We start from the raw sequence: 22072 nt of genomic DNA, 5'->3' as shown, positions 1-22072 counted from the left end.
CCCCCCCCCCCCCCCCCCCCCCCCCCCCCCCCCCCCCCCCCCCCCCCCCCCCCCCCCCCCCCCCCCCCCCCCCCCCCCCCCCCCCCCCCCCCGGGTCTGTGCTGTTAGCCGCGCGGCTTCTCGCGCATCTCGTAGGTCTCGATCATGTCGCCGACCCGCAGGTCGTTGTACGAGCCCAGGGTAAGACCGCACTCGAAGCCCTCGCGGACCTCGGTGGCGTCGTCCTTGAACCGGCGCAGCGAGCTGATCGGCAGACCCTCCTGGACCACGACGTTGTCGCGGATCAGGCGGGCCTTGGTGTTGCGGCGGATCTCACCGGAGACCACCATGCAACCGGCGATCGTGCCGACCTTGGAGGAGCGGAACACCTCGCGGACCTCGGCGCGGCCGAGCTCCACCTCCTCGTAGATGGGCTTGAGCATGCCCTTGAGGGCCGCCTCGATCTCGTCGATGGCCTGGTAGATCACCGAGTAGTAGCGGACATCGATGCCCTCGCGGTTGGCCAGCTCGGTGGCCTTGCCCTCCGCGCGGACGTTGAAGCCGATCACGATGATGTTGTCCGCGATCGCCAGGTTGATGTCGCCCTCGGTGATGCCGCCGACGCCGCGGTGGATGACCCGCAGCTCGACCTCGTCGCCGACGTCGATCTTCGTGAGCGCGTCCTCCAGTGCCTCGACGGTACCGGAGTTGTCGCCCTTGATGATCAGGTTGAGCTGGCTGGTCTCCTTGAGCGCCGCGTCCAGGTCCTCCAGGCTGATGCGCTTGCGCTTCTGCGCGTTCTGCGCGGCCCGGGTCCTGGCGGACCGGCGCTCGGCGATCTGCCGGGCGGTGCGGTCCTCCTCGACCACGAGGAACGTGTCGCCCGCGCCGGGCACCGAGGTGAACCCGATGACCTGCACCGGCCGCGACGGGGTCGCCTCGGTGATGTCCTCGTTGAACTCGTCCACCATCCGGCGCACGCGGCCGTAGGCGTCGCCAGCGACGATCGAGTCGCCGACGCGCAGCGTGCCGCGCTGCACCAGCACCGTGGCGACCGGACCGCGACCGCGGTCGAGGTGCGCCTCGATGGCCACGCCCTGGGCCTCCATGTCCGGGTTGGCCCGCAGGTCCAGCGCCGCGTCCGCGGTCAGCAGGATCGCCTCAAGCAGCCCGTCGATGTTGATGCCCTGCTTGGCGGAGATGTCGACGAACATCGTGTCGCCGCCGTACTCCTCGGCCACCAGCCCGTACTCGGTGAGCTGCTGGCGGATCTTCTGCGGGTTGGCGCCTTCCTTGTCGATCTTGTTGACCGCGACCACGATCGGCACGTCCGCCGCCTGGGCGTGGTTGATCGCCTCCACCGTCTGCGGCATGACGCCGTCGTCGGCGGCGACCACGATCACCGCGATGTCGGTGGCCTGCGCGCCGCGGGCACGCATGGCGGTGAACGCCTCGTGACCGGGGGTGTCGATGAAGGTGATCAGGCGCTCGACACCCTCCAGCTCACTGGCGACCTGGTAGGCGCCGATGTGCTGGGTGATGCCGCCCGCTTCGCCCTCGTGCACCGTCGTCTTGCGGATGGTGTCGAGGAGGCGGGTCTTACCGTGGTCGACGTGACCCATGACGGTCACGACCGGCGGGCGGGCCTGCAGGTCGGTCTCGTCACCGGCGTCCTCGCCGTAGCTGATCTTGAAGGAGTCCAGCAGCTCGCGGTCTTCTTCCTCGGGGCTGACCACCTGGACCTGGTAGTTCATCTCCGAGCCGAGCAGCTCCAGCACCTCGTCGGTGACCGACTGGGTGGCCGTGACCATCTCGCCGAGGTGGAACAGCACCTGCACCAGCGAGGCCGGGTTGGCGTTGATCTTGTCGGCGAAGTCGGTCAGCGAGGCGCCACGGGCCAGCCGGATCGTCTCGCCGTTGCCCTTGGGCAGGCGGACGCCGCCGACGCTGGGCGCCTGCATGTTGTCCATGTACTCTTGGCGCTTCTGCCGCTTCGACTTGCGGCCACGCCGGGACGGGCCGCCGGGACGGCCGAACGCGCCCGCCGCGCCACCACGGCCGCCGCCGCCACCGGGACGGCCACCGCCGCCACGGAAGCCACCGCCACCGCCTGCCGGAGCACCGCCGCCACCACCGCCGCCGGGACGGAAGCCACCGCCACCGCCAGCGCCGCCGCCACCGGGACCACCGCGGAAACCACCGCCGCCGCCACCGGGACCACCGCCGGGGCCGCCGCGGAAACCGCCGCCGCCACCACCGCCGGGACCACCGCGCGGCGCGCCGCCGGGGCCGCCACGCGGGCCGCCGGGACCGCCACCGGGACCACCGCGACCGCCGCCCGCCGGACGAGCCGGACGGGGCGGCATCATGCCGGGGTTGGGCCGAGGCGGCATGTTGCCCGGGTTCGGGCCGCCGGAGGGACGCGGACCGCCGGGAGCGCGGTCACCGCGGGGCGCGCCCGCGGGACGGCCCTCGCCGGGCCGGGCCGGACGGTCGCCGCCGGGGGCTCCGCCACCCGAGGGACCGCCCTGGCCGCCGGGCCGGGGCCCGCCGCCGGGACGCGGGGCGGGCGCGCCGCCGCCGACGCCGAACGGGTTGTTGCCGGGCCGCGGCGCGCGCGGACCGGGCTTCGGGGACTGCGTCCTCGGCGGGACGACCGAGCCGCCCTGCTGCGCCGCCGCGGGCCGTTCCTGCTTGGGCGCGGGCTTGGGCGCGGGCGGAGCCGGGGTCGGCGTCGCGGGCTTGGGCTGCTCCTGCCGCGGCGCGGGCGCCGGAGCGGGGGCCGCGGCCGCGGGCTGCTCGCGCACCGGCTCCGGGCGCGGCGCGGGCTTCGGACCCGGCTTGGGGCCGGGCAGGAAGCCGGGCTTGGGCACGCTGGTCGGCGCCTGCGTCGGCGCGCTGGGCGCTGGCGTCGGGGCGCCGCCGCCTGCCGGGGCGGCCGGGGCGGACTGCTCCGGTCGCGGCATCGGCGGGCGCGGAGCGGGCTTCGGGCCCGGCCGCGGACCGTTGGACCGCGACTCTCCCTTGCCTGGATAGGCATCCCGCAACCTGCGGGCTACCGGCGCCTCCACGGTGGAGGACGCAGATTTCACGAACTCGCCCATGTCCTTCAACTTGGCGAGTACATCCTTGCTGGTGACTCCGAGCTCCTTTGCCAGCTCGTGCACACGGGCCTTGCCTGCCACTGCTCTCCTCGTCTGATGAGGCCGGCGGCAGTCCCGTCGACCTCGTCCTATCGTCGCGCGTTCATGTCTTCAGCTTCACGGCTGACTCATGACGGGTCGACCTGCTTCCTGTGTCTTCCTCGGAGCGGGATTTCCCCGCCCCACCATTGCCTGCGAGCCGTTCGATCTCCGCTCGCAGACCCTCCACGCCGACCGTCCCCTGGACCCGTAGGGCCCGGGAGAACGCCCGCCGCTTCTCGGCCTTTGCCAGACACCCGGCGTCGGGGTGCACCCACGCGCCCCGGCCCGGCATCCGACGTCGCGGGTCGGGGACCGCGTCCCCGTCCGCGAACACCACTCGCAGCAATTCCGTGTCCGCCGCCCGCACGCGGCATCCCACGCACGTCCGCACGGGGCCGGAGCCACGAGGGCGAGCGGGAGCCGCGATCTGGCGATGAACCATCGGAAGTCTATCTTGTCAGGCTCAGTCAGCAGAACCGGATACCGGCGCGGCCTGCGCTCCGGCCGCGGCGTCGCTGCGGATATCGATGCGCCAGCCGGTCAGCCGCGCGGCCAGTCGGGCGTTCTGCCCCTCCTTGCCGATCGCCAGCGAGAGCTGGAAGTCGGGCACCACCACCCGGGCGGTCTTGGCACGCTCGTCGACCACCGTGACCGAGACGACCTTGGCGGGCGAGAGCGCGTTGCCGACGAAGGTCGCCGGGTCGTCGGACCAGTCGATGATGTCGATCTTCTCTCCGGCCAGCTCGCTCATCACGTTGCGCACCCGGGCGCCCATCGGGCCGATGCAGGCACCCTTGGCGTTGACCCCGGGGACGGTCGTGCGGACCGCGATCTTCGAGCGGTGCCCCGCCTCGCGGGCCACCGCCGGAATCTCGACGGTGCCGTCGTTGATCTCCGGGACCTCAAGCGCGAACAGCCTGCGCACGAGATTGGGGTGCGTACGGGACAACGTGATTTGCGGCCCGCGTGTTCCCCGGGCGACGCCGACGACGTAGCACTTGATCCGGGTGCCGTGCTCGTAGCTCTCGCCGGGCACCTGCTCGACCGCGGGCAGCACGCCCTCGGTGTCGCCGACCTGCACCACGACCATGCCGCGCGAGTTGGCCCGGGTGTCGCGCTGGACGACCCCGGCGACGATCTCGCCCTCCTTGGCGGAGAACTCGCCGAAGGTGCGCTCGTGCTCGGCGTCGCGCAGCCGCTGCAGGATGACCTGGCGCGCGGTGGTCGCCGCGATCCGGCCGAAGCCCTCGGGGGTGTCGTCCCACTCGTCCTCGACCTGGCCGTCGGGGCCGGTGGTGAAGGCCAGCACCCGGACCAGGCCGGTGCGCCGGTCGATGTCGATGCGCGCGTGCGGCTGGTGCCCCTCGGTGTGCTTGTAGGCGGTCAGGAGAGCGGTCTCGATCGCCTCGATGACCGTCTCGAACGGAATGTCCTTGTCGCGCTCGATCGCCCGCAGCGCGGCGATGTCAACGTTCATCGCGCGTCCTCCTCGTCACCGGATGCACGACCTTCGAGCATCGCCATGTCCGCCGCTGGCGGCTGCTTGAACTCCACTTCGACCACGGCCCGCGCGACGTCGGCGTAGCGCACCCGGCGCAGCGCGCCGTCGACAAGCAGCTCGACCCCGCCCTCGGGGTCCGGGTCGGCCGAGCCGACGCGCCCGGTGAACTCGGTTCCCTCGATCGGGCGAACTTTGACCAGCCGCAGCCGCGCGCGCCGCCAGTGGCGGGGGCGGGTCAGCGGGCGGTCGACACCCGGGGAGGTGACCTCAAGGGTATAGGGCCCGCCGAGGACCGCGTCGTGCTCGTCGAGCACCGCGGACACCGCCCGGCTGACCACGGCGACCTCGTCCAGGCCGACCCCGTCGTCGCCGTCGACCACGACCTTCACCAGCCGCCTGCGCCCGGCCTGGGCGACGTCGAGCTGCTCAAGCTCGAACCCGGTCTCCGCGATCGCCCCGGCCACGATCGGCTCCAGCGCCGCGGCGACGGGGTCGCCGGGCGGTGGGTTCGTCGCGGAGTCGCGATGTCCCTGGTTGGCCACCTTGGCCGCTCCCTGTTCTGGTCGATGGTGCGATTGTCTGCCGGTCGGCGGTACCCACGCCGACCGTGGTCACCTAGCGTATCTCGCCGCCGCGCGCCAGGCCGCCGCAGGCGATCATCCGCGGGCTGCCGTGCTCCGTTCGCGCGGCCTGGCAGGATGACGCACCGTGAGCACACCCCCGCTGACCCGACGCGCGCTGTTCCGCGCCGCGGCGGCCGTCGCGGTCGCCGCGCCGCTGGTCGCCTGCACCACGGGCCCCGACGGCCCGCCGCCACCGGACCCGCTGGTCGAGCTGGCCGCCCGCGCCCGCGCCGACGCGGCGCTGGCCACCGCGATCGCGGCCGCGACGCCCGCGCTGGCCGCCGCGGCCACCGAGGTGGCCCAGGCGCGCGGCGAGCACGCCGAGGTCTTGCAGCGGGAGGTCGACCGGGAGCGCCCGCCCACGAGCAGCGCGGCCCCCAGCGCGACAACCACCCCGCCGCCCACCCCGCCCGCGGACGCCGCGGCGGCGAAGAAGGCGCTGACCGAGGGCCTGGCGGCCGCGGAGCAGCAGGCCGCGGCCGTGGTGGCGACCGTGCCCCGCTACCGGGCGGGCATGGTCGGCTCGGTCGCCGCGGCCTGCGCGAGCCTGCGGGAGGTGCTGACGTGAGCCAGCCCGCGCACGAGTCACCGGCACGCGAACCCTTGGCGCGGCGCGCGGGCGCGCGCGGCCACCGTGAGACCGGACGAGTGAGGTGGTCCAGTGAGCCGTCAAGAACCGACTGAGCAGGCGCAGCCGACGAGCGTGGCGGCCTCGCGTCCGCCGCTGCCGGAGGACACCCTGGTCGCCGTGCAGCAGGCGCTCGGCGCCGAGCACGCGGCGGTGTGGGCCTACGGGCTGGTCAGCGCGTTCCTGCCCGCCTCGTTCGACAAGCCGATCGGCGAGGGCGCGACGGCGCACCGCGCGCGCCGGGACGCCACGGCGCGGCTGCTGGGCGCGGCGGGCGCGGTCCCCGAGCCTGCTGAGCCCGCGTATCTGCCGCCGCAGCCGGTGACCGACCAGGCTTCGGCGCTGGCGCTGCTGGTGAGCGCGGAGCAGGACGGCACGGTCGCCTGGCGCGCGGTCTTGGAGCGCACGGACGACGCGGATGTCCGCAAGAACGCGGCGGATGCGCTTACCGAGTCGGCGGTACGGGCGACACGGTGGCGGAAAGCGGCTGGTGTCAGTCCGGCGACACCGGCGATGCCGGGACAGGCCTGAGTTCAGCGGGCAAAGCCGTCGCTGAGTCTGATGGCGTCCGCGCACACGTCGTCCAGCAGCTTTTCCGCGTTCGGGTCGCCCTTGTAGGCCTTGCTGTTCGTGGGGAAATCGCCTTCCACGATGACGACAGCTGTTCCCTCACTTTTCACGAAATAGCCATCATTGGCACTGAGCGACGTCAATCCGGGAACAGCGACGAGCTTGCTGCGGACCACGTCGTTGACATTGCCGGTGTTCGACCTCTCGGACAGGTCGCGCAACGCCTGCGCGTCCGCGGCGGAACGCATGTCGACTCTGGCCACGGACACCAGGATGTCTTTGTTCTCCACGGTCGTCTTGTACAGCCCTCTGGTCAGCGACACACAGGGCGTCTGCTGGAAGAACGCCTGCACCTGGTTGTACGAGTGCGCGAGGCAGTCGGTGTCCGTGCGCGGCCCGGGCAGGCCCTCGTGCGGGGTGAACTGGTACCGGCCGGACGACGCGCTCGTTTTCGGGCCAGCGGACTGACTGGGCCCGGCGACGTCGCCGCCGTCGTCCTGGATCTGGTTCCACACCAGCCCGGCGACCACCCCGACCGCGATCAGCCCGGCGATCCGCAGCGCCCAGACCAGCCCGGGACGCCGGTCGGATGCCGTCGGCTGCTCGTCGCCATGGGTGAACGGGAGCGGTTCCGGCCGCGGCGGCCCACCGGTGACCCGCGGAATCCAGGTCGTTTCATCCGCGTCGCTCTCACGCCCTGGTCTCGGCGGCTGCACTGGATGATGTGGGGACGACATGCCGGTTACGATAAACCCCGGACCACCCGTTCGGGTTCGTCGCCCTGTGATCTTGCGCGGGCCGCGCCGCGCCGCGATATGCCCGCGAAAACCCGATTTCCGCCACCCCGCGGCCCCCACAGCCAAAGCCCACCCGCGCCCTGGGGGACCATCCCTGAGCCATTCTATCGGCCCAGGTCAGCGCGGGGAAGAGGACGCGGCCCGCCTGTGGATAACTCCGGCGCGGCGAATCAGCGGCGATCACCCGTGAGGGCGTGGACCGCAACGGCCACGTCTTCCGCGGTGTTGTAGATGTGGCAGGCGAGCCGGGCGCGGCCCGCGCGGACAGCGCAGCGGATGCCCGCGGCGGCGAGGCGGTCGGCGGCGTCGGGCAGGTCGAGGGACACGATGGCCGAGCCTCGGGGCGGCAGGTCGAGGCGGGCGAGCAGATCGTCGGCCAGGCCGACGCAGTGCCGGTGGACGGCCGCGCGGTCGAGGCGGGCGAGCCAGGGCAGGGCCGTCGCCGCGCCCACGTGCGCGAGCCAGACGGGGGCCAGGTCGTAGGCGCGCGCGTCCGCAGCGAGGCGCAGTGGGAGGTCGTAGACGGTGTCCCACGGGTCTTCGCCCGCGTACCAGTTCGCGGCGACCGGATGGGTCCACTCGGCGGCGTCCGGGCGGATCGCCAGCCAGGCCGCGCCGCGCGGGGACAGCAGCCACTTGTAGCCCGCGCCGACCACCCAGTCCGCCCACCCGAGGTCCAGCGGCAGCCAGCCGACGGCCTGGGTGGCGTCGAGCAGGACCCGGGCGCCGCACTCGCGCAGCGCCGCCAGATCGGCGATCGCGCCGTCGGCCGACTGCACGACGCTGACCACGGCCAGGTCGAACTCCCCGGCGCGCTCAGCCAGGTCGGCGTGGTCGACCTCGGTGACGGTCACGCCACGACTGGACTGCGCCGCGAACGGGAACGTGGCGCTGGTGAACTCGCCGCGCGCGACCACCACCCGCGTGCCGTCCGGCACGCCCGCGGCGACCATGCCCACCTGCTGCGACACGCTCGCGCCGATGGCGACCCGGTCCGGGGCGACGCCGACCAAGTCGGCCCACGCGGCCCGGGACACTGCGACGGACGCGTCGAACCCGGGCGCGTTGTCGGCGCCCGCGCGCCACCGGACGACGGACTCGGCGACGGCGTCGGCCACCCGCGCGGGCGGGATGCCGATGCTCGCGGTGTTGAGGTAGCCGGGCGGCACGTCGAACTGCTCTCCGAAGGCGGTGCGCACGCCTCGACCTTACGGTGGGAGCCGTGCACAGCGTGGAGATCGAGATCCGCACCGGCGACCGCGAGGTCGTCCACGACCTGACCGACCGCTGCGGGCGGTTCCTGTCCGACGCCGGGGCCGTCGACGGCCTGCTGCACCTCTGGGTGCCGCACGCGACGGCGGGCATCGCGATCATCGAGACCGGCGCGGGCAGCGACGACGACCTGCTGGCCGCCCTGGCGCACCTGCTCCCGCCCGACTTCCGCTGGCGGCACCGGCACGGCAGTCCCGGCCACGGCCGCGACCACGTGCTGCCCGCGCTGGTCCCGCCGTACGCCAGCGTCCCGGTGCTGGGCGGGAGCATGGCCCTGGGCACCTGGCAGTCGGTCTGCCTGGTCGACACCAATGTCGACAACCCGGTGCGCCGGGTCCGGCTGAGCTACCTCACCGGCTGACCGCCAACTCCGGTTCGCGAACCAGCCGCCCGGTCTCCTGCCGCGGCGCGACGAGCAGGACCGCGAGGCCCGCGACCGCGAGCGCGCCGAGGACGACCAGCCCGAGGGTGACATCCGGGGCGGAATCGGCGCCTTGAAGCAGGCTGCGCAGGCCCTCCGCCGCGAAGCGGAACGGGGTCCACGACCAGAGCAGCGCCCGGTAGACCGGGTCGAGCATCTCCGGGATCTGGCCCGCGACGGCGGGGGCGATGAGGTAGAGCGGGCCGAGGATCGCCATCGCGCGCAGGCCGAGCAGTCGCAGCAGCGCGCCCTGGAGCGCGCTGAACGCGACCGCCACGAGCAGCAGGTACCCGAGCACCGGCGCGGTCAGCGGCAGGTCCGCGTCCCAGAGGGCGAGCAGGCCCGCCACCGCGGCGACGCCCGCGACGCTCACCCCCGCGACCAGGCCGACCCGGTGCGCGGGCCGCGGCACCCCGCCGATCCGCTTGCCAAGCAGCACCAGGCCCATACCGGCGACCAGGCCGCCGACCCAGAGCAGGACCGTCGCGGCGAGCGGGGCGACGCGGCCCGCCGCGCTGGCCGGGTGCAGTGTGACCGTGCGGACCTCGCCGCCGACGGCCTGCGCCGCCGCGGTCAGGATCGGCTGGGCGATCTGGCCGCCCTGCGGGTTGACCGCGCCGGACAGCACGACGGTGGCGCCCGGCCCGCCCGGTGTCGGGGCGAGTTCGAGGATTCCGTAGACGTCCTTGTCGGCCAGCGCCCGCCGCGCCGACTCGGGGCTTTCGACCCGCCAGGCCACCGCGTCGCCGCCGTGGCTCGCGATCCGCTCGGCCGCGGGCCGCAGGGGGTCGGGAGCGGAGACCGCCAGCGGGATGGCGTCGGGGCGGGCGCTGGCCTGGACGCCGAAGGTCAGCAGGCCGAGGACAGCCGCGACCACCGCGCCCGCGACCGATAACGCCACCACCAGGGCGGCTGGGCGGCGGGGAGCCTGGATGGACATGTCAAACTCCTTACTCATCACACGTTGAATTAATGCGGCCAGCGTAAGCCGCCCCGATCCCCAGGTCAACGCTCGTTGAATTAATCCACGCACGGTCACCAGGCCGTCACGGCGACTGCACTACCGTGCCTACTGTGCGAAATCAGCTGGCTGCCGTCACCGCGGCCGCGCTCGCGCTCGCCGCCACCGTGATCGCCGGGTTCCTGCTGCTCGGGCCGGGCGGCGACGAGTCGGGCGAGGCGACCGTGACCGCCGTGGCGCCGACCAGCACCCGCGCGGCGTCCCCTCGGCCGCCGCGCAATCCCGGCTGGCAGGTCATCGACGACCCGGCGGCCGGGCTGCGCTACGAGGTGCCGCCCGACTGGACGCTGGCCCCGGACACCGAGTCGCTGGAGTCCTCCAGCGGCGTCGAGTTGCGCCACCTCGCCGACTTCGGCGTCTATCTGTGCCAGGGCGCGGAGTACGGCCGCGCGTTCAGCGGCAGCGGCGTCCTCCCCGACGCGGGCGACCCCGCCGAGGCCGCGGCCGAACTCGCCGCGTCGATCGCCGCCGACCAGTACAGCGACGGCAGCCAGACCGCCCGGGTCACCCTGTCGCGGGCCACGCCGCTGGTGCGCGACGGCACGCGAGGCGCCCTGGTGCGCGCCGAAGCCGAGGCGACCGCGGACGACATCGCCGACCCGTGCGCCAGCACCAAGGGCGAGATCACGGTGGTGGCGCTGGCGAACGGGTCGGGCGTCGCCGTCGTCGTGCTGGGCGCCGACATCGAGCCGGGCGCGGACTCCGCCGCCCCGACCGTCCCCGCCGACCAGTTGCGCGCGGTGACCGACAGCGTCCGTCCGCGGGACTAAGACCGACCGGATAGCGGGCGGCCAGCCGGGTGAGAACCGAGCCTGCGTGTCGGCGTCCCGTGCCACCATGGCCGGATGACCCACACGGCTCCGACCACCCTCCTGCTCTGGGACATCGACCTGACCCTTGTCGACTACACCGGCACCGGCCGCGCCTGGTACGGCCGGGCGCTGTCGCGGGTGCTGGGCATCGAACTGGCCCACCTGCCGGTGTTCCCGGGCCGCACGGAGCGGTCGATCGCGGTGGAGATGCTGGAGGCGCACGGGGTCGAGTGGACCGAGGACCACGTCGAGCGGATCTTCGCCGAACTCGTCGCGGTCGCCACCGCGGCCAGACCGGACCTGCCCACTCTCGGCCGCGTGCTGCCCGGCGCCGCGGAGATCTTGGCCGCGGTCGCCGCCCGCCCGGACGTGGCGCAGTCGGTGGTCACCGGCAACCTGCCGGAGGTCGCGGAGTGCAAACTGGCCCCGTTCGGCCTCGACCGGCACCTCGACCTGGAAACCGGCGGCTACGGCTCGCTCTCCATCGACCGGCACGAGCTGGTGGCCGCCGCGACCCTCGCGGCCGAGCGCAAGCACGGCGCCCGGTTCCCGCCGGAGTCGGTCGTGGTCGTCGGCGACACCCCGCACGACATCGCCGCCGCCCGGCACCTCGGCGCGGCGGGCGTCGGCGTCGCCACCGGCAGGCACTCGATGGCGGAGCTGGCCGCGTCCGGAGCCACGGTGGTGCTGCCCGACCTGTCCGACACCGCGGCGGCGCTCGCCGCGCTCCTGGGCTGCGCGGGTTCGAGCGACAAGGTCAAACAGGACCAACTACGGTCTGGGGCATGACCGAGCTCGCGCGCGAATCAGTGCCACAGGTGGTCCGATGAGCACTCCCGGTGGTCCTTATTGGCAGGAACAGCCCCCGCAGTACCAAGTGGACCCGCTCACCGGGCAGCCGGTGCCCCAGCAGCCGCAGCAGAGCGGCTACCAGGGAAGCGGTTACCAGGGCTTCGGTATGTACCCGCAGCAGCAACCCGAACCGCCCAAGCCGAACCGGACGCCGCTGATCGTCACGCTGGTCGTGGTCGTCGTGGTGGCAATCGGCGCGGTCACGACCCTGCTGCTGGTCAACCGCGACAGCGACGACCCCGCCCCGGTCGCGGGACCGTCCACCTCGTCCGAGAAGACGACCGCGAACCGTCCCACCGCGAACCGCAAGCCCGCCACGTCCAGTCCCCGGCCCTCGACATCGTCCACCCCCACCGACGTCAGCCAGATCAAGGTCGCCCCGGTGATCTCCGGCTGGCAGGGCGTTCTGTCCCCCAAGGAGGGCGTGGCCTACGACGTCCCCAAGGACTGGGAAGTCGAGGACCCGGGCGTGATCGTCGGGTTCGACGACAACGAGGGCAAGCCGACCGCGGTCATGCACGGCGTGTCGACCTACAAGCCCGAGGCGTGCGCGAACGTGAAGGGGTCCTACCGCGGCCACGTCGGCTTCGTCAGCGCGGGCACGGCCGAGCCGGAACTGGCGGCGCGCAACGGCGCGAAGCTGTTCGCCGACGCGGCCGCGCTCAACGCCGACGGCTCGAAGGCCCCGGTCACGGTCACCGATCCGGTCCCGGCCAAGGTCGACCAGGGCAAGATCGACGCGGTGTCGGCCACGGCGACGCTGACGGTCAACCAGCCAGGCGACTGTTCGTCCCCGACAGTCCTGTTCACCACTGTCGCGTTCAAGAACGGCGCGAACACGGTGCTGTTCATGATGTACATGGACCAGGGCACACCGGACGCGCTGCCCGCCGACATCGCGGCGCAGGTCGTGTCGAGCATCCGGCCGCACAAGAGCTGAGCCACGGTGGTCGCGCCCGCGGGCGCGACCACCGCCCAGCCCTCAGCCGCGGACGAGTCCCGTCACGTGCGCGACGACCTCGTCCACGGCGATCTCGGCGCGCTCGCCGGTCGCGCGGTCCTTGACCTCGACCAAGCCGTTGGCCAGGCCGCGCCCGACCACGACGATGGTCGGGACGCCGATCAGCTCGGCGTCCTTGAACTTCACACCGGGAGACGCGGCGCGGTCGTCCAGCAGCACCGACAGGCCCGCCGCGTCGAACTCGGCGGCCAGCTTCTCGCCGCCCGCGCGCAGCGCGTCGTCCTTGCCCGCCACGACCAGGTGGATGTCGGCGGGCGCGACCGCGCGCGGCCAGACGATGCCCAGCTCGTCGTGGCTCTGCTCCACGATGACCGCGGCCAGGCGGGACACGCCGATGCCGTAGGAGCCCATGGTGATCCGGACCGGCTTCGAGTCCGGGCCAAGGGCGTCGAGGGCGAACGCGTCGGCGTACTTGCGGCCGAGTTGGAAGATGTGCCCGATCTCGATGCCGCGCGCGGCGACCAGGGTGCCCTCGCCGTCCGGGGCGGGGTCGCCCTCGCGCACCTCGGCGGCCTCGATCGTGCCGTCCGGGGTGAAGTCGCGGCCCGCGACGAGGTCCACCACGTGGTGGTCGACCTTGTCTGCCCCGGTGACCCAGGCGGTGCCGGTGACCACCCGCGGGTCGACCAGGTAGCGCACGCCGTTGTCGAGCAGCGCGCGCGGGCCGATGTACCCCTTGACCAGGAACGGGTTCTTCGCGAAGTCGGCCTCGTCCAGGATCGCGACCTCGGCGGGCTCCAGCGACGCCTCCACCCGCTTCATGTCGACCTCGCGGTCGCCGGGCAGGCCGACCGCCAGCAGCTCCCACTCCGTCGCGCCCGGCTGCCGGATCTTGAGCAGCACGTTCTTGAGCGTGTCGGCCGCGGTGAACTCCCGGCCCAGGTCCGCCCGGTTGAGGAAGTCGACCAGGGTGGCGATGGTCGGCGTGTCCGGGGTGTGGTGCACCTGCGCCTCGGGCAGGCCCTCCAGCGCCCGCGCGGGCGGCGGCGGGGTGACCACGGCCTCCACGTTGGCCGCGTAGTCCGACGCGGTGCTGCGCACGAATGTGTCCTCGCCCGTGGGCGCCTCGGCCAGGAACTCCTCCGACGCCGAGCCGCCCATCGCGCCCGAGGTGGCGGCCACGATCACGTACTTGAGGCCCAGCCGGTCGAAGATCCGGATGTAGGTCTCGCGGTGCTTGCGGTAGCTCTCGGACAGGCCCTCGTCGTCAAGGTCGAACGAGTAGGAGTCCTTCATCAGGAACTCGCGGCCGCGCAGGATGCCCGCGCGCGGACGCGCCTCGTCGCGGTACTTGGTCTGGACCTGGTAGAGCACGACCGGGTAGTCCTTGTACGAGGTGTACTCGCCCTTCACCGTCAGGGTGAACAGCTCCTCGTGGGTGGGGCCGAGCAGGTAGTCGGCGCCCTTGCGGTCCTTGAGGCGGAACAGGTTGGGGCCGTACTCGGTCCACCGGTTCGTCGCCTCGTAGGGCTCGCGGGGCAGCAGGGCGGGGAACTGGATCTCCTGCCCGCCCATCGCGTCCATCTCCTCGCGGACGACCTGCTCGATCTTGCGCAGCACGCGCAGGCCGAGCGGGAGCCAGGTGTAGCCGCCCGGAGCGACTCGGCGGACGTACCCGGCGCGCACCAGCAGCTTGTGGCTGGGCACCTCGGCGTCCGCCGGGTCCTCGCGCAGGGTGCGCAGGAACAGCGACGACATCCTGGTGATCACGGTGTTGCTCCTCGCGAATGGCTGGTTTTGAACCAGGGCGGTGGTTGAAAACCACGTGCCCGTAGAGGGTAGTGACCAGCGTCGCGCCTGCGCATCCGGGTTAGAGGGCGCCGCCCGCGGCGGGTTCGACCACGCGGGCCTCAGTGACGATGGCGGTGACCAGGTCGGCCGGGGTCACGTCGAACGCGTAGTTCAGCGCGCCGGTCCCCGCGGGCGCGGTGCGCGTGCCGCCGAACCCGGTGACCTCGTCGTCGGCGCGGATCTCGATCGGGATCGCCGCGCCGGACGGGGTGGCCAGGTCGACGGTCGACTCGGGCGCGGCCACCACGAACGGGACGCCCGCGCGCGCGGCGGCCAACGCCAGCGGATACGTGCCGATCTTGTTGACCACGTCGCCGTTGGCCGCGATGCGGTCGGCGCCGACGACGACCACGTGCACCAGCCCGTTGGCGATCACCGAGGGGCCAGCCGAGTCCACGACCAGCGTGTGCGCCACACCGAGGCGGGCCAGTTCCCACGCGGTGATCCGCGCGCCTTGCAGCAGCGGCCGAGTCTCGTCGGCGTAGACGTGCCCGAGGGCGTCGCGTTCGTGCAGCGCGCGGAGAACGCCGAGCGCGGTCCCCCACTCGACGCACGCGAGCGCCCCCGCATTGCAGTGAGTGTGCGCGTTGATCAGGCCAGGCACCCTGGCCTGCAGCCAGTCGGCGCCGCGGTGGCCGAGCGCGCGGTTGAGCCGGACGTCGTCCTCCAGCACAGTCACCGCCTCCGCGACGACGGCCGCCACCCCGCGGTCGAGCACGGCCAGCACCCGGTCGACTCCCCAGGCGAGGTTCACCGCCGTCGGCCGCGCGGCCCGAACCCGGGCGGCGAGCGTCCGCACCTCGGCCGGGTCCGATGTGGACAGAGCGGCCAGCGCGACCCCGAGCGCCCCCGCCACCCCGAGCGCGGGCGCGCCCCGCACGGCCAGCCGCCGGATCGCGTCGACCAGATCGTCGACGGTGTGCAGGGAAACGGAGTCGAGGACGTCGGGAAGCCGGGTCTGGTCGATGATGACGACGTGGTCGTCCCGCCAGTCGATGGTGCGCACCCGCCCATCCTGGCCGAAATTGTCGGTGGGCGGGGCTAGCGTCGCCGACATGACGATCGGCATCGGCGGTGTGACCATTGACTGCGAGAATCCGCAGGCGCTCGCGGAGTTCTGGACCAAGGCGCTCGGCTACGAGGTGGTCTCCGACTACGAGGGCGAGTTCCTGTTCCTGGGCCTGCCCGGCATGACCTTCGGCGACTCCCTGTACGTGGGTCTGCAACGCGTGCCGGAGAAGCGCTTAGGCAAGAACCGGGTCCACCTGGACTTCCACACCGAGGACCGCCCCGCCGAGGTCGCCCGCCTAGTCGCCCTGGGCGCGACCGAACTCGACGTGCAGAAGATCCCCGGCCTGACCTGGACCATCCTCGCCGACCCGGAGGGCAACGAGTTCTGCGTGGGCTCGTCCAACGGCTGAGCCGCGACCCGCTTCCCCGGACGCGGCTCCCGGGACCGCCGCCACCCGCGGCGGTCCCACCCCTCCTGCCCGTCCCACCGCCCACTGACGCCCTACTCACCACCAGGAGCCAGCCACCAACTGACCCACAACTTCACTGAACCGCACAGCTGCGGGGACTCGTCCGGCGACCGAGGCCGCGCTATGGGTGCCGCCCTGTCCCGACTGGACGACATCGGGCCGACTGCCAGCGACTTAGCCCGCTGGCCTATTCCCGATCGTCGTATCGCACGCCCGGCCAGCGGGCTACCGCACCAGGGCCCGCTCCCCCACACGCGCCACCGGCCGGTGATAATCCGCGGACTTGGCGGTCCCGGACGAGGCTCGTCCCTGGCCTACGCCATCCAGGCCAGGAAGTGTCTGGTCAACAAAAGTCGAGCCGCCGTGCGACACCAAGCGGTGACCGTCCCCGGACGCGGCTTGTCCCGGACGCCAACTCCGCCACTGGGCCCACCCCATCCAGATCGGGGTGCACCTGGGTGAACGGACAGCCGCGCGACAGCGACCGGTGGCCGTCCGCTGGCTTGGCGGTACCGGATGCAGACTCAGCCACCGGGCCTGCCCCACGCAGGTCAGGGAGCGACCAGGTCAAGGGAAGACCGTGCCACCAGGCGACAGCGACCGGTGACCATCCCCGGGCACGGCTTGTCCCGGACGCCAACTGTGCCACTGGGCCTGCCCCATCCACACCGGGTGGGTGTTCAACGGAAGGTCTCACCGCCGTGCGAGACCGACCGGTGGCCGTACGCAGGCTGGCGGGTTCCGGCTGGTCGGCGCGCGCCCCGGTGTCACCCGGTTTCCTCGACTGTCAGCAGATAAGCCGTCCACTTCTTGACCATCCGATAGCCCGCGCGCTCGTAGACCCGGTAAGCGCCCGTGGGGTTGTCGGCGTCGACGGCGAGGCCGGAGGTGGTCAAGCTCGCCGCGCGGGCGTCGTGGAGGACTCGGGTCAGGAGGGTGGCGGCCGCGCCCTTGCCGCGCCAGTGGCGGTGGGTGCCGACGTCGCCTATCCACAGGTCGTGGGGGTTCGCCGGGTAGCGGTGGGCGAGGACGAACGCGGCCAGGTCCCCGGTCGCCGGGTCGCGGAGGTGGGCGCTGTGCTCGGGGCTGAAGGTGGGGGCTTCGGTGAAGTGCGCCCGCCAGAACTCCGGGTCGACGTCGGTCGAGCCCCAGTGGTCGGCGAAGCTGTGGTTGCGCAGCAGCCGCCACCGCTCGTCGAACTCGGGGCGGTAGCGCTCGTAGACCAAGCCGTCGGGCAGGGGTGGCGCGCTCGGCGCCGCGCTGAGGTCGACGCGCAGGTCGTGGAACCAGCGCGCCGCGACGAAACCGGTCTTGGCCAGCAGGGCGGCGTGGCCGACGTTGCCCTCGTACGCGACCGATTGCAGTTCGAGGGAGAGGCCGGGGTAGCGGGCCGCGTGCTGGGCGCGGGCGAGGTCGGTCATCCGGGCCACCAGGTCGCGGCCGAGACCGCGCCCACGATGCTCGGGCGCCACGCAGGCGAGGAAGCGCACCCGGTTCACCGACAGCGCGCCGGGCCAGATCCACAGCAGCCCGTAGGCGACCATCTCGTCGCCGTCGAACGCGGCGAGGCTTCCGGTGGCCGGGTCGAAGCCGGGACTTTCTATCAATCGGGTGAACTCGTCGGCGTCGGCGTGATCGCCGAGTCGGTCCACCGCCTCCGCCGCTGTCTTGAGTGCCACCCAGGCCGCGGCGTCACCCGCCGCCAGTGGGCGCCAAGTCAGGAGATCCACATCCCCTGACGGTAGTCACCCGGCGCGGGCGGTTCGACCGGTTTTCTCTACGCTCGGCGGGTGCTCGTGCTGCTTCCCCCGTCGGAGACCAAGAGCGAGGGCGGCGCGGGCGCCGCGCTCGACCTGGCCGCGCTGTCGTTCCCCGAGTTGACCCCGGTGCGTGAGCGGATCGCCGCCGCGCTGGTCGACCTGGCCGCCGACGTGCCCGCGAGCCTGGCCGCGCTCGACCTGTCCGAGCGGCAGGCCGCGGAGGTCGAGCGCAACGCCGAGCTGTGGCGCTCCCCCACCCGGCCCGCGATCGAGCGCTACACCGGGGTCCTCTTCGACGCGCTCGGCGTCGCCGGGTTCACCAGGGCGCAGCGGGCGCGCGCGGACAAGCGGCTGGCGGTGGCTTCCGCGCTGTTCGGCGTGGTCCGCGCGGGCGACCCGATCCCGGCTTACCGACTCTCCGGCGGCACGGTGCTGCCCGGTCTCGGCGGTCTGCGCGGCCTGTGGCGGGCCAACCTGGAGAAGACGCTGTCCACTGTGGACGACCTGGTGGTCGACCTGCGGTCCGGCGCCTACGCCAGCCTCGCCGCGGTCCCGGACGCCGTCACCGTCCGGGTCGTGACCGAGGACGCCGGGGGCCGCCGCAAAGCCGTCAGCCACTTCAACAAGGCGCACAAGGGCAGGCTCGCCGCCGCCCTGGCGACCGCCCCGCGCGAGCCGGGGACGGTGCGCACGCTGATCTCGGTCGCGAAGGCCAACGGGATGCGGCTGGAGCCCACCGGCAAGCGCGCGCTGGACCTGGTCGTTGCCCCCTGATTAATTCGTTTGCGCCCGGCGGGAAAGCCGGGCACGCTGACGCCCGAGTGCCGGTGGGAGTGCCGGTGGACCCGAGGAGGTGCCCCGTGGTGATGACTGTCGTTGTGGCCGTGGCGCCGACCCGTCCACCCGCCCCACTCCGCTAGCTCGCGCGGTGGGGCCACCTTCTCGCTTCAAGGAGTCCCACCCAGTGCGCGAGCACAAGTTCGATCTCACCACGTCCGATCACGACTCATCGGACTACGACACAACCGACTACGACCCAACCGACTACGACCCGCCGCGTGGCCGGATGCGCCGCCGCCGGGCCGACGACGACCCGCAGCCGCAGCGGTCCGGCAGGCTCACCGAGGCCGAGCGCGTCCGCCTCGCCCGGGTCCGCGACGACGCCTACACCGCCGCCCAGGAACTGCCCGAGGGCGCCGACCGCTGGTCCACCTGGGGCGACGCCGACCAGGGCCCGCACCCGCGCCCGTCCTGGCTGGTCACCGACCTGGCCGCGGCCGACACCGAGCTGGGCGTGCTCAAGACCGGCAAGGAAGCCGACGTGTTCGTCATCGAGCGCGCCGTGCCCGGCGGCGCGGGCTGTCTGCTGGCCGCCAAGCGGTACCGCAGCGGCGAGCACCGCCTCTTCCACCGCGACGCGGGTTACCTGGAGGGCAGGCGGATGCGCCGGTCCCGGGAGACGCGGGCGATCGCCAACCGCAGTTCCTTCGGCCGCAACCTGATCGCCGAGCAGTGGGCGGTCGCGGAGTTCGCCGCGCTGTCACGGCTGTGGTCGATCGGCGCCCCGGTGCCGTACCCGGTCCAGCGCGACGGCACGGAGCTGCTGCTGGAGTTCCTCTGCGACGCCGAGCGGCACGGCGCGCCCCGGCTGGCCCAGACCCGGCCGGAGCCCGACGAGCTGCGGGAGCTGTGGGAGCAGTTGGTCGCCGCGCTGGAGCTGTTCGCCATCGAGGGCCTGACCCACGGCGACCTGTCCGCCTACAACACCCTCGTCCACGACGGCCACCTGATGCTGATCGACCTGCCGCAGGTGGTCGACCTGATCGCCAATCCGGCCGGGCCCGAGTTCCTGGCCCGCGACGTGGCCAACATCGCGGGCTGGTTCCGGGCCCGGGGCCTGCCCGAGGAGGTGGCCGATCCGGGCGCGCTCACCGCGCACCTGTTGACCACCGCCGGAGTGGACTGAACCGCTGGTGGGGGCGGTCCCGCGACCGCTCCCACCAGGGCAGAACGTGATTCTGGTCCCGCGATGCGAGGTCCCTGGCAATGGTCGGGTACGATTAAGAAGCATCGTGAGCGGCGCGTGAGCCGTTCCCCGCCGGCGTCGCCCAAGGACATCGGATGGCTGCGGTGCCACACCCACCAAACGGCGTGCGAAACGCGCCGGGCTCGTCCGTGTGAATGCCTGCCGGCCTCCTGAGAAGAGGGCGGAGCCTCCCGAGACGTGCCACGTCCGGAGAGGACCCCGTGCAGAACTCTGCCCTGCCCATGAACGACGCCACCACCCTGATCGACACCGCGCCGAGCGCGACCGCGCTGATCGACGCCGCGCCCGCCCACACCGCGCTGGCCGACACCGCGCCCGCCGACACCGCTGAGCGCAAGCCCCGGCACCGCCAGGCCGCCAAGGCCGCCGCGGACACCGGCGACGGCGTCACCTTCGCCGACCTGGGCCTGCCCAAGCCGCTGCTGGCCGCGCTGGCCGCCGCGGGCATCAACTCGCCGTTCCCGATCCAGGCCGCCACCCTGCCCGACGCGCTCGCGGGCCGCGACGTCCTCGGCCGCGCGCAGACCGGCTCCGGCAAGACCCTCGCGTTCGGACTGGCGCTGCTGTCGCGTCTGGACGGCGGCGAGGCGCGCTCGCTGCGGCCGCGCGGGCTGATTCTGGTGCCCACCCGGGAACTGGCCCTGCAGGTGAGCGACGCGCTCACCCCGCTGGCGAAGTCGCTGGGCCTGTGGTGCCGCACCGCGGTCGGCGGCATGTCCTTCCCCCGCCAGGCCGAGGCCCTCAAGCGCGGCGTCGACCTGCTGATCGCCACCCCGGGCAGGCTGTCGGACCACGTCCGCCAGGGCACCTGCGTGCTGCACGACGTGCGGTTCACCGCGATCGATGAGGCCGACCAGATGGCCGACATGGGCTTCCTGCCGCAGGTGCGGGAAATCCTCGACCTCACCGACCCGACCGGCCAGGTGCTGCTGTTCTCGGCCACCCTGGACGGCGACGTCGACCAACTCGTCAAGCGCTACCTCACCAACCCGGTCACCCACTCCGTGGACATCGCGACCGCCAGTGTGTCCACAATGGAACACCACCTGCTGCTGGTGTCCAAGCAGGACAAGGCCGACGTCATCACCGAGATGGCCGCCCGCGAGGGCCGCACGATCATGTTCGTGCGCACCAAGCACCACGTCGACCGCCTGACCGACAAGCTGCGGTCGGTGGGCGTGCGGGCCGGGGCGCTGCACGGCGGCAAGACCCAGGGCGCCCGCAACCGGGTGCTGAGCCAGTTCCGCGACGGCGACATGCCGGTGCTCGTGGCCACTGACGTGGCGGCCCGCGGCATCCACGTCGACGGCGTGAGCCTGGTCGTGCACGTCGACCCGCCCGCGGACTCCAAGGACTACCTGCACCGCGCTGGCCGCACGGCGCGCGCGGGCGAGGCGGGCACCGTGGTCACGGTCGTCACCCACGACCAGCGCCGCAGCGTCGTCCGCCTGACCGACAAGGCGGGCGTCAAGCCGGAGCACACCCGCGTCCGCCCGGGTGACGCGGACCTGATCCGCATCACCGGCGCCCGCATCCCCAGCGGCGAGCCGGTGGTCGAGAAGGCCCCACCGGTCCGCCCCCAGCGCGGCGGCCCCCGCGGCGGCCACACCCCGCGCCGCGGCGGTGGCGACTTCCGCCGCCGCACCGGCCGCGACAGCTCCGAGGGCCGCCCCGCCCGCGAGGCCCACCCCCGCGACGACCACCGCCGCGACTCCCACCGCGAACCCACCCGCGACGGCGCCCCCCGCGGCCGCGACACCCACCACACCCGCGACACCGGCAACCGCGCCACCCGCCGCGCCGCAGCAGCCCCCCGAGGCTGGCGAGAAGGCGACCGCAGGCACAACACCGCCGATCGCGGCTAATCACTCAAACGCGCTGATCACCAAAGCCGCCCTTTGCGTCCCCACGCAAAGGGCGGCTTTTTTCTTTCCCCACCAGGAAAACCACATGAGCGCACCCACACACACCTGCCAGGCTGAACGTGGAGCGCTCGGCTGGGGTGGGGCAGGTGTTCACCACTTCCACGTTGACAGGGTGGGGTTTGGTTGGCGAGGGCCGGGTGTACTGTTCCGCTCCCCGCCTGAGCGCCTAACGGACCGCCGGGTTGGCTTGGCTGGTGGGTGAATGAGGTGGTCCGCTCCAATGCACACTCAGGAACACTTGGAACACTGTGAAAATCGGGTTGGGCACCCCCCTGCCAGCAGGAACCCGAAGCTGCCAGGTGCTCGATGGGGTGGAGTGGTTTCTTCGGGGGAGAAGGAAGATCGCTAAGCTGGCTCCGCACGTGTGAGGCCGAAGGCATCCCACC

20 protein-coding genes are annotated in these 22072 nt (G+C 73.0%); 10 read left to right on the top strand and 10 right to left on the bottom strand.

All coding sequences use genetic code 11. The features are described 5' to 3' along the window. Positions 1 to 104 precede the first annotated feature (104 nt). The 4 genes from infB to rimP all read right to left on the bottom strand — a co-directional run bounded on the left by infB (position 105) and on the right by rimP (position 5207). Positions 105 to 3164, bottom strand: a complete 3060-nt coding sequence (infB, locus tag ACZ6SD_RS31155) for a translation initiation factor IF-2 (protein ID WP_465320598.1) — start codon at positions 3162 to 3164, stop codon at positions 105 to 107. Between the two features lie 61 nt (positions 3165 to 3225). Further along, entirely contained in the window at positions 3226 to 3606 is a 381-nt protein-coding gene (locus ACZ6SD_RS31150) for a YlxR family protein (RefSeq protein WP_465320597.1), read from the bottom strand. Between the two features lie 21 nt (positions 3607 to 3627). Continuing rightward, positions 3628 to 4641, bottom strand: coding sequence for a transcription termination factor NusA (gene nusA / locus ACZ6SD_RS31145; RefSeq protein WP_465320596.1), 1014 nt, complete (start codon positions 4639 to 4641; stop codon positions 3628 to 3630). Continuing rightward, complete coding sequence (rimP, locus tag ACZ6SD_RS31140; protein ID WP_465320595.1) at positions 4638 to 5207, bottom strand: ribosome maturation factor RimP; 570 nt, start codon at positions 5205 to 5207, stop codon at positions 4638 to 4640. Before rimP ends, nusA begins: the two co-directional genes overlap by 4 nt. 166 nt (positions 5208 to 5373) lie before the next feature. Between rimP and ACZ6SD_RS31135 the strand changes: the two genes are divergently transcribed. Together ACZ6SD_RS31135 and ACZ6SD_RS31130 are read left to right on the top strand one after the other, a co-directional pair. Next, a complete protein-coding gene (locus ACZ6SD_RS31135) occupies positions 5374 to 5856 on the top strand; it encodes a hypothetical protein (protein ID WP_465320594.1) in 483 nt (160 codons plus the stop codon). A gap of 93 nt (positions 5857 to 5949) precedes the next feature. Beyond that, positions 5950 to 6447, top strand: coding sequence for a ferritin-like domain-containing protein (locus ACZ6SD_RS31130; RefSeq protein WP_465320593.1), 498 nt, complete (start codon positions 5950 to 5952; stop codon positions 6445 to 6447). A gap of 2 nt (positions 6448 to 6449) precedes the next feature. Here the strand turns inward: ACZ6SD_RS31130 and ACZ6SD_RS31125 are convergent, their stop codons facing one another. After that, positions 6450 to 7223: a hypothetical protein gene (locus tag ACZ6SD_RS31125; protein ID WP_465320592.1), complete on the bottom strand. Its 774-nt coding sequence runs from the start codon at positions 7221 to 7223 to the stop codon at positions 6450 to 6452. Positions 7224 to 7453: 230 nt separating this feature from the next. Beyond that, the gene (locus ACZ6SD_RS31120) at positions 7454 to 8482 is read right to left on the bottom strand and encodes an aminotransferase class V-fold PLP-dependent enzyme (protein WP_465320591.1); all 1029 of its coding nucleotides are present in this window, start codon (positions 8480 to 8482) and stop codon (positions 7454 to 7456) included. 23 nt (positions 8483 to 8505) lie between these two features. On the opposite strand from ACZ6SD_RS31120, the gene ACZ6SD_RS31115 reads away from it, so the two are divergent. Beyond that, on the top strand, positions 8506 to 8916 hold the full coding sequence (locus ACZ6SD_RS31115; RefSeq protein WP_465320590.1) for a secondary thiamine-phosphate synthase enzyme YjbQ: 411 nt from the start codon (positions 8506 to 8508) through the stop codon (positions 8914 to 8916). Here the strand turns inward: ACZ6SD_RS31115 and ACZ6SD_RS31110 are convergent. After that, on the bottom strand, positions 8906 to 9916 hold the full coding sequence (locus tag ACZ6SD_RS31110) for a YhgE/Pip domain-containing protein (RefSeq protein ID WP_465320589.1): 1011 nt from the start codon (positions 9914 to 9916) through the stop codon (positions 8906 to 8908). The two genes, ACZ6SD_RS31115 and ACZ6SD_RS31110, sit on opposite strands and share 11 nt — an antisense overlap. A 134-nt stretch (positions 9917 to 10050) precedes the next feature. Between ACZ6SD_RS31110 and ACZ6SD_RS31105 the strand changes: the two genes are divergently transcribed. From ACZ6SD_RS31105 to ACZ6SD_RS31095, 3 genes are all read left to right on the top strand, one after another. Next, positions 10051 to 10767 (top strand): DUF8017 domain-containing protein, encoded by a 717-nt coding sequence (locus ACZ6SD_RS31105; protein WP_465320588.1) that lies wholly within the window; start codon positions 10051 to 10053, stop codon positions 10765 to 10767. A gap of 75 nt (positions 10768 to 10842) precedes the next feature. Next, on the top strand, positions 10843 to 11598 hold the full coding sequence (locus ACZ6SD_RS31100) for a haloacid dehalogenase-like hydrolase (RefSeq protein WP_465320587.1): 756 nt from the start codon (positions 10843 to 10845) through the stop codon (positions 11596 to 11598). A gap of 37 nt (positions 11599 to 11635) precedes the next feature. Then, entirely contained in the window at positions 11636 to 12601 is a 966-nt protein-coding gene (locus ACZ6SD_RS31095) for a DUF8017 domain-containing protein (RefSeq protein ID WP_465320586.1), read from the top strand. 42 nt (positions 12602 to 12643) lie between these two features. Here ACZ6SD_RS31095 and ACZ6SD_RS31090 read toward each other — a convergent pair whose 3' ends face one another. Together ACZ6SD_RS31090 and mtnA are read right to left on the bottom strand one after the other, a co-directional pair. Beyond that, positions 12644 to 14392, bottom strand: a complete 1749-nt coding sequence (locus ACZ6SD_RS31090; protein ID WP_465320584.1) for a proline--tRNA ligase — start codon at positions 14390 to 14392, stop codon at positions 12644 to 12646. A gap of 100 nt (positions 14393 to 14492) precedes the next feature. Then, complete coding sequence (mtnA, locus tag ACZ6SD_RS31085) at positions 14493 to 15530, bottom strand: S-methyl-5-thioribose-1-phosphate isomerase (protein ID WP_465320601.1); 1038 nt, start codon at positions 15528 to 15530, stop codon at positions 14493 to 14495. Between mtnA and ACZ6SD_RS31080 the strand changes: the two genes are divergently transcribed. Next, positions 15529 to 15894: a VOC family protein gene (locus tag ACZ6SD_RS31080; RefSeq protein WP_465320583.1), complete on the top strand. Its 366-nt coding sequence runs from the start codon at positions 15529 to 15531 to the stop codon at positions 15892 to 15894. The two genes, mtnA and ACZ6SD_RS31080, sit on opposite strands and share 2 nt — an antisense overlap. Positions 15895 to 16721: 827 nt before the next feature. On the opposite strand, the gene ACZ6SD_RS31075 is transcribed toward ACZ6SD_RS31080, so the two are convergent. Further along, a complete protein-coding gene (locus tag ACZ6SD_RS31075; RefSeq protein ID WP_465320582.1) occupies positions 16722 to 17684 on the bottom strand; it encodes a GNAT family N-acetyltransferase in 963 nt (320 codons plus the stop codon). 60 nt (positions 17685 to 17744) lie between these two features. Between ACZ6SD_RS31075 and yaaA the strand changes: the two genes are divergently transcribed. The 3 genes from yaaA (at position 17745) to ACZ6SD_RS31060 (ending at position 21626) form a co-directional block, all read left to right on the top strand. Continuing rightward, positions 17745 to 18488 (top strand): peroxide stress protein YaaA, encoded by a 744-nt coding sequence (yaaA, locus tag ACZ6SD_RS31070; RefSeq protein ID WP_465320581.1) that lies wholly within the window; start codon positions 17745 to 17747, stop codon positions 18486 to 18488. Between the two features lie 292 nt (positions 18489 to 18780). Further along, entirely contained in the window at positions 18781 to 19680 is a 900-nt protein-coding gene (locus ACZ6SD_RS31065) for a serine protein kinase RIO (RefSeq protein WP_465320600.1), read from the top strand. A 302-nt stretch (positions 19681 to 19982) separates the two neighbouring features. Continuing rightward, positions 19983 to 21626, top strand: a complete 1644-nt coding sequence (locus tag ACZ6SD_RS31060) for a DEAD/DEAH box helicase (protein ID WP_465320599.1) — start codon at positions 19983 to 19985, stop codon at positions 21624 to 21626. Positions 21627 to 22072 lie beyond the last annotated feature (446 nt).

The sequence above is a fragment of the Actinokineospora sp. NPDC051303 genome, assembly GCF_055586285.1.
Note: the sequence above shows the minus strand (reverse complement) of the source record. Positions and strands in the feature narration are given on the sequence as shown.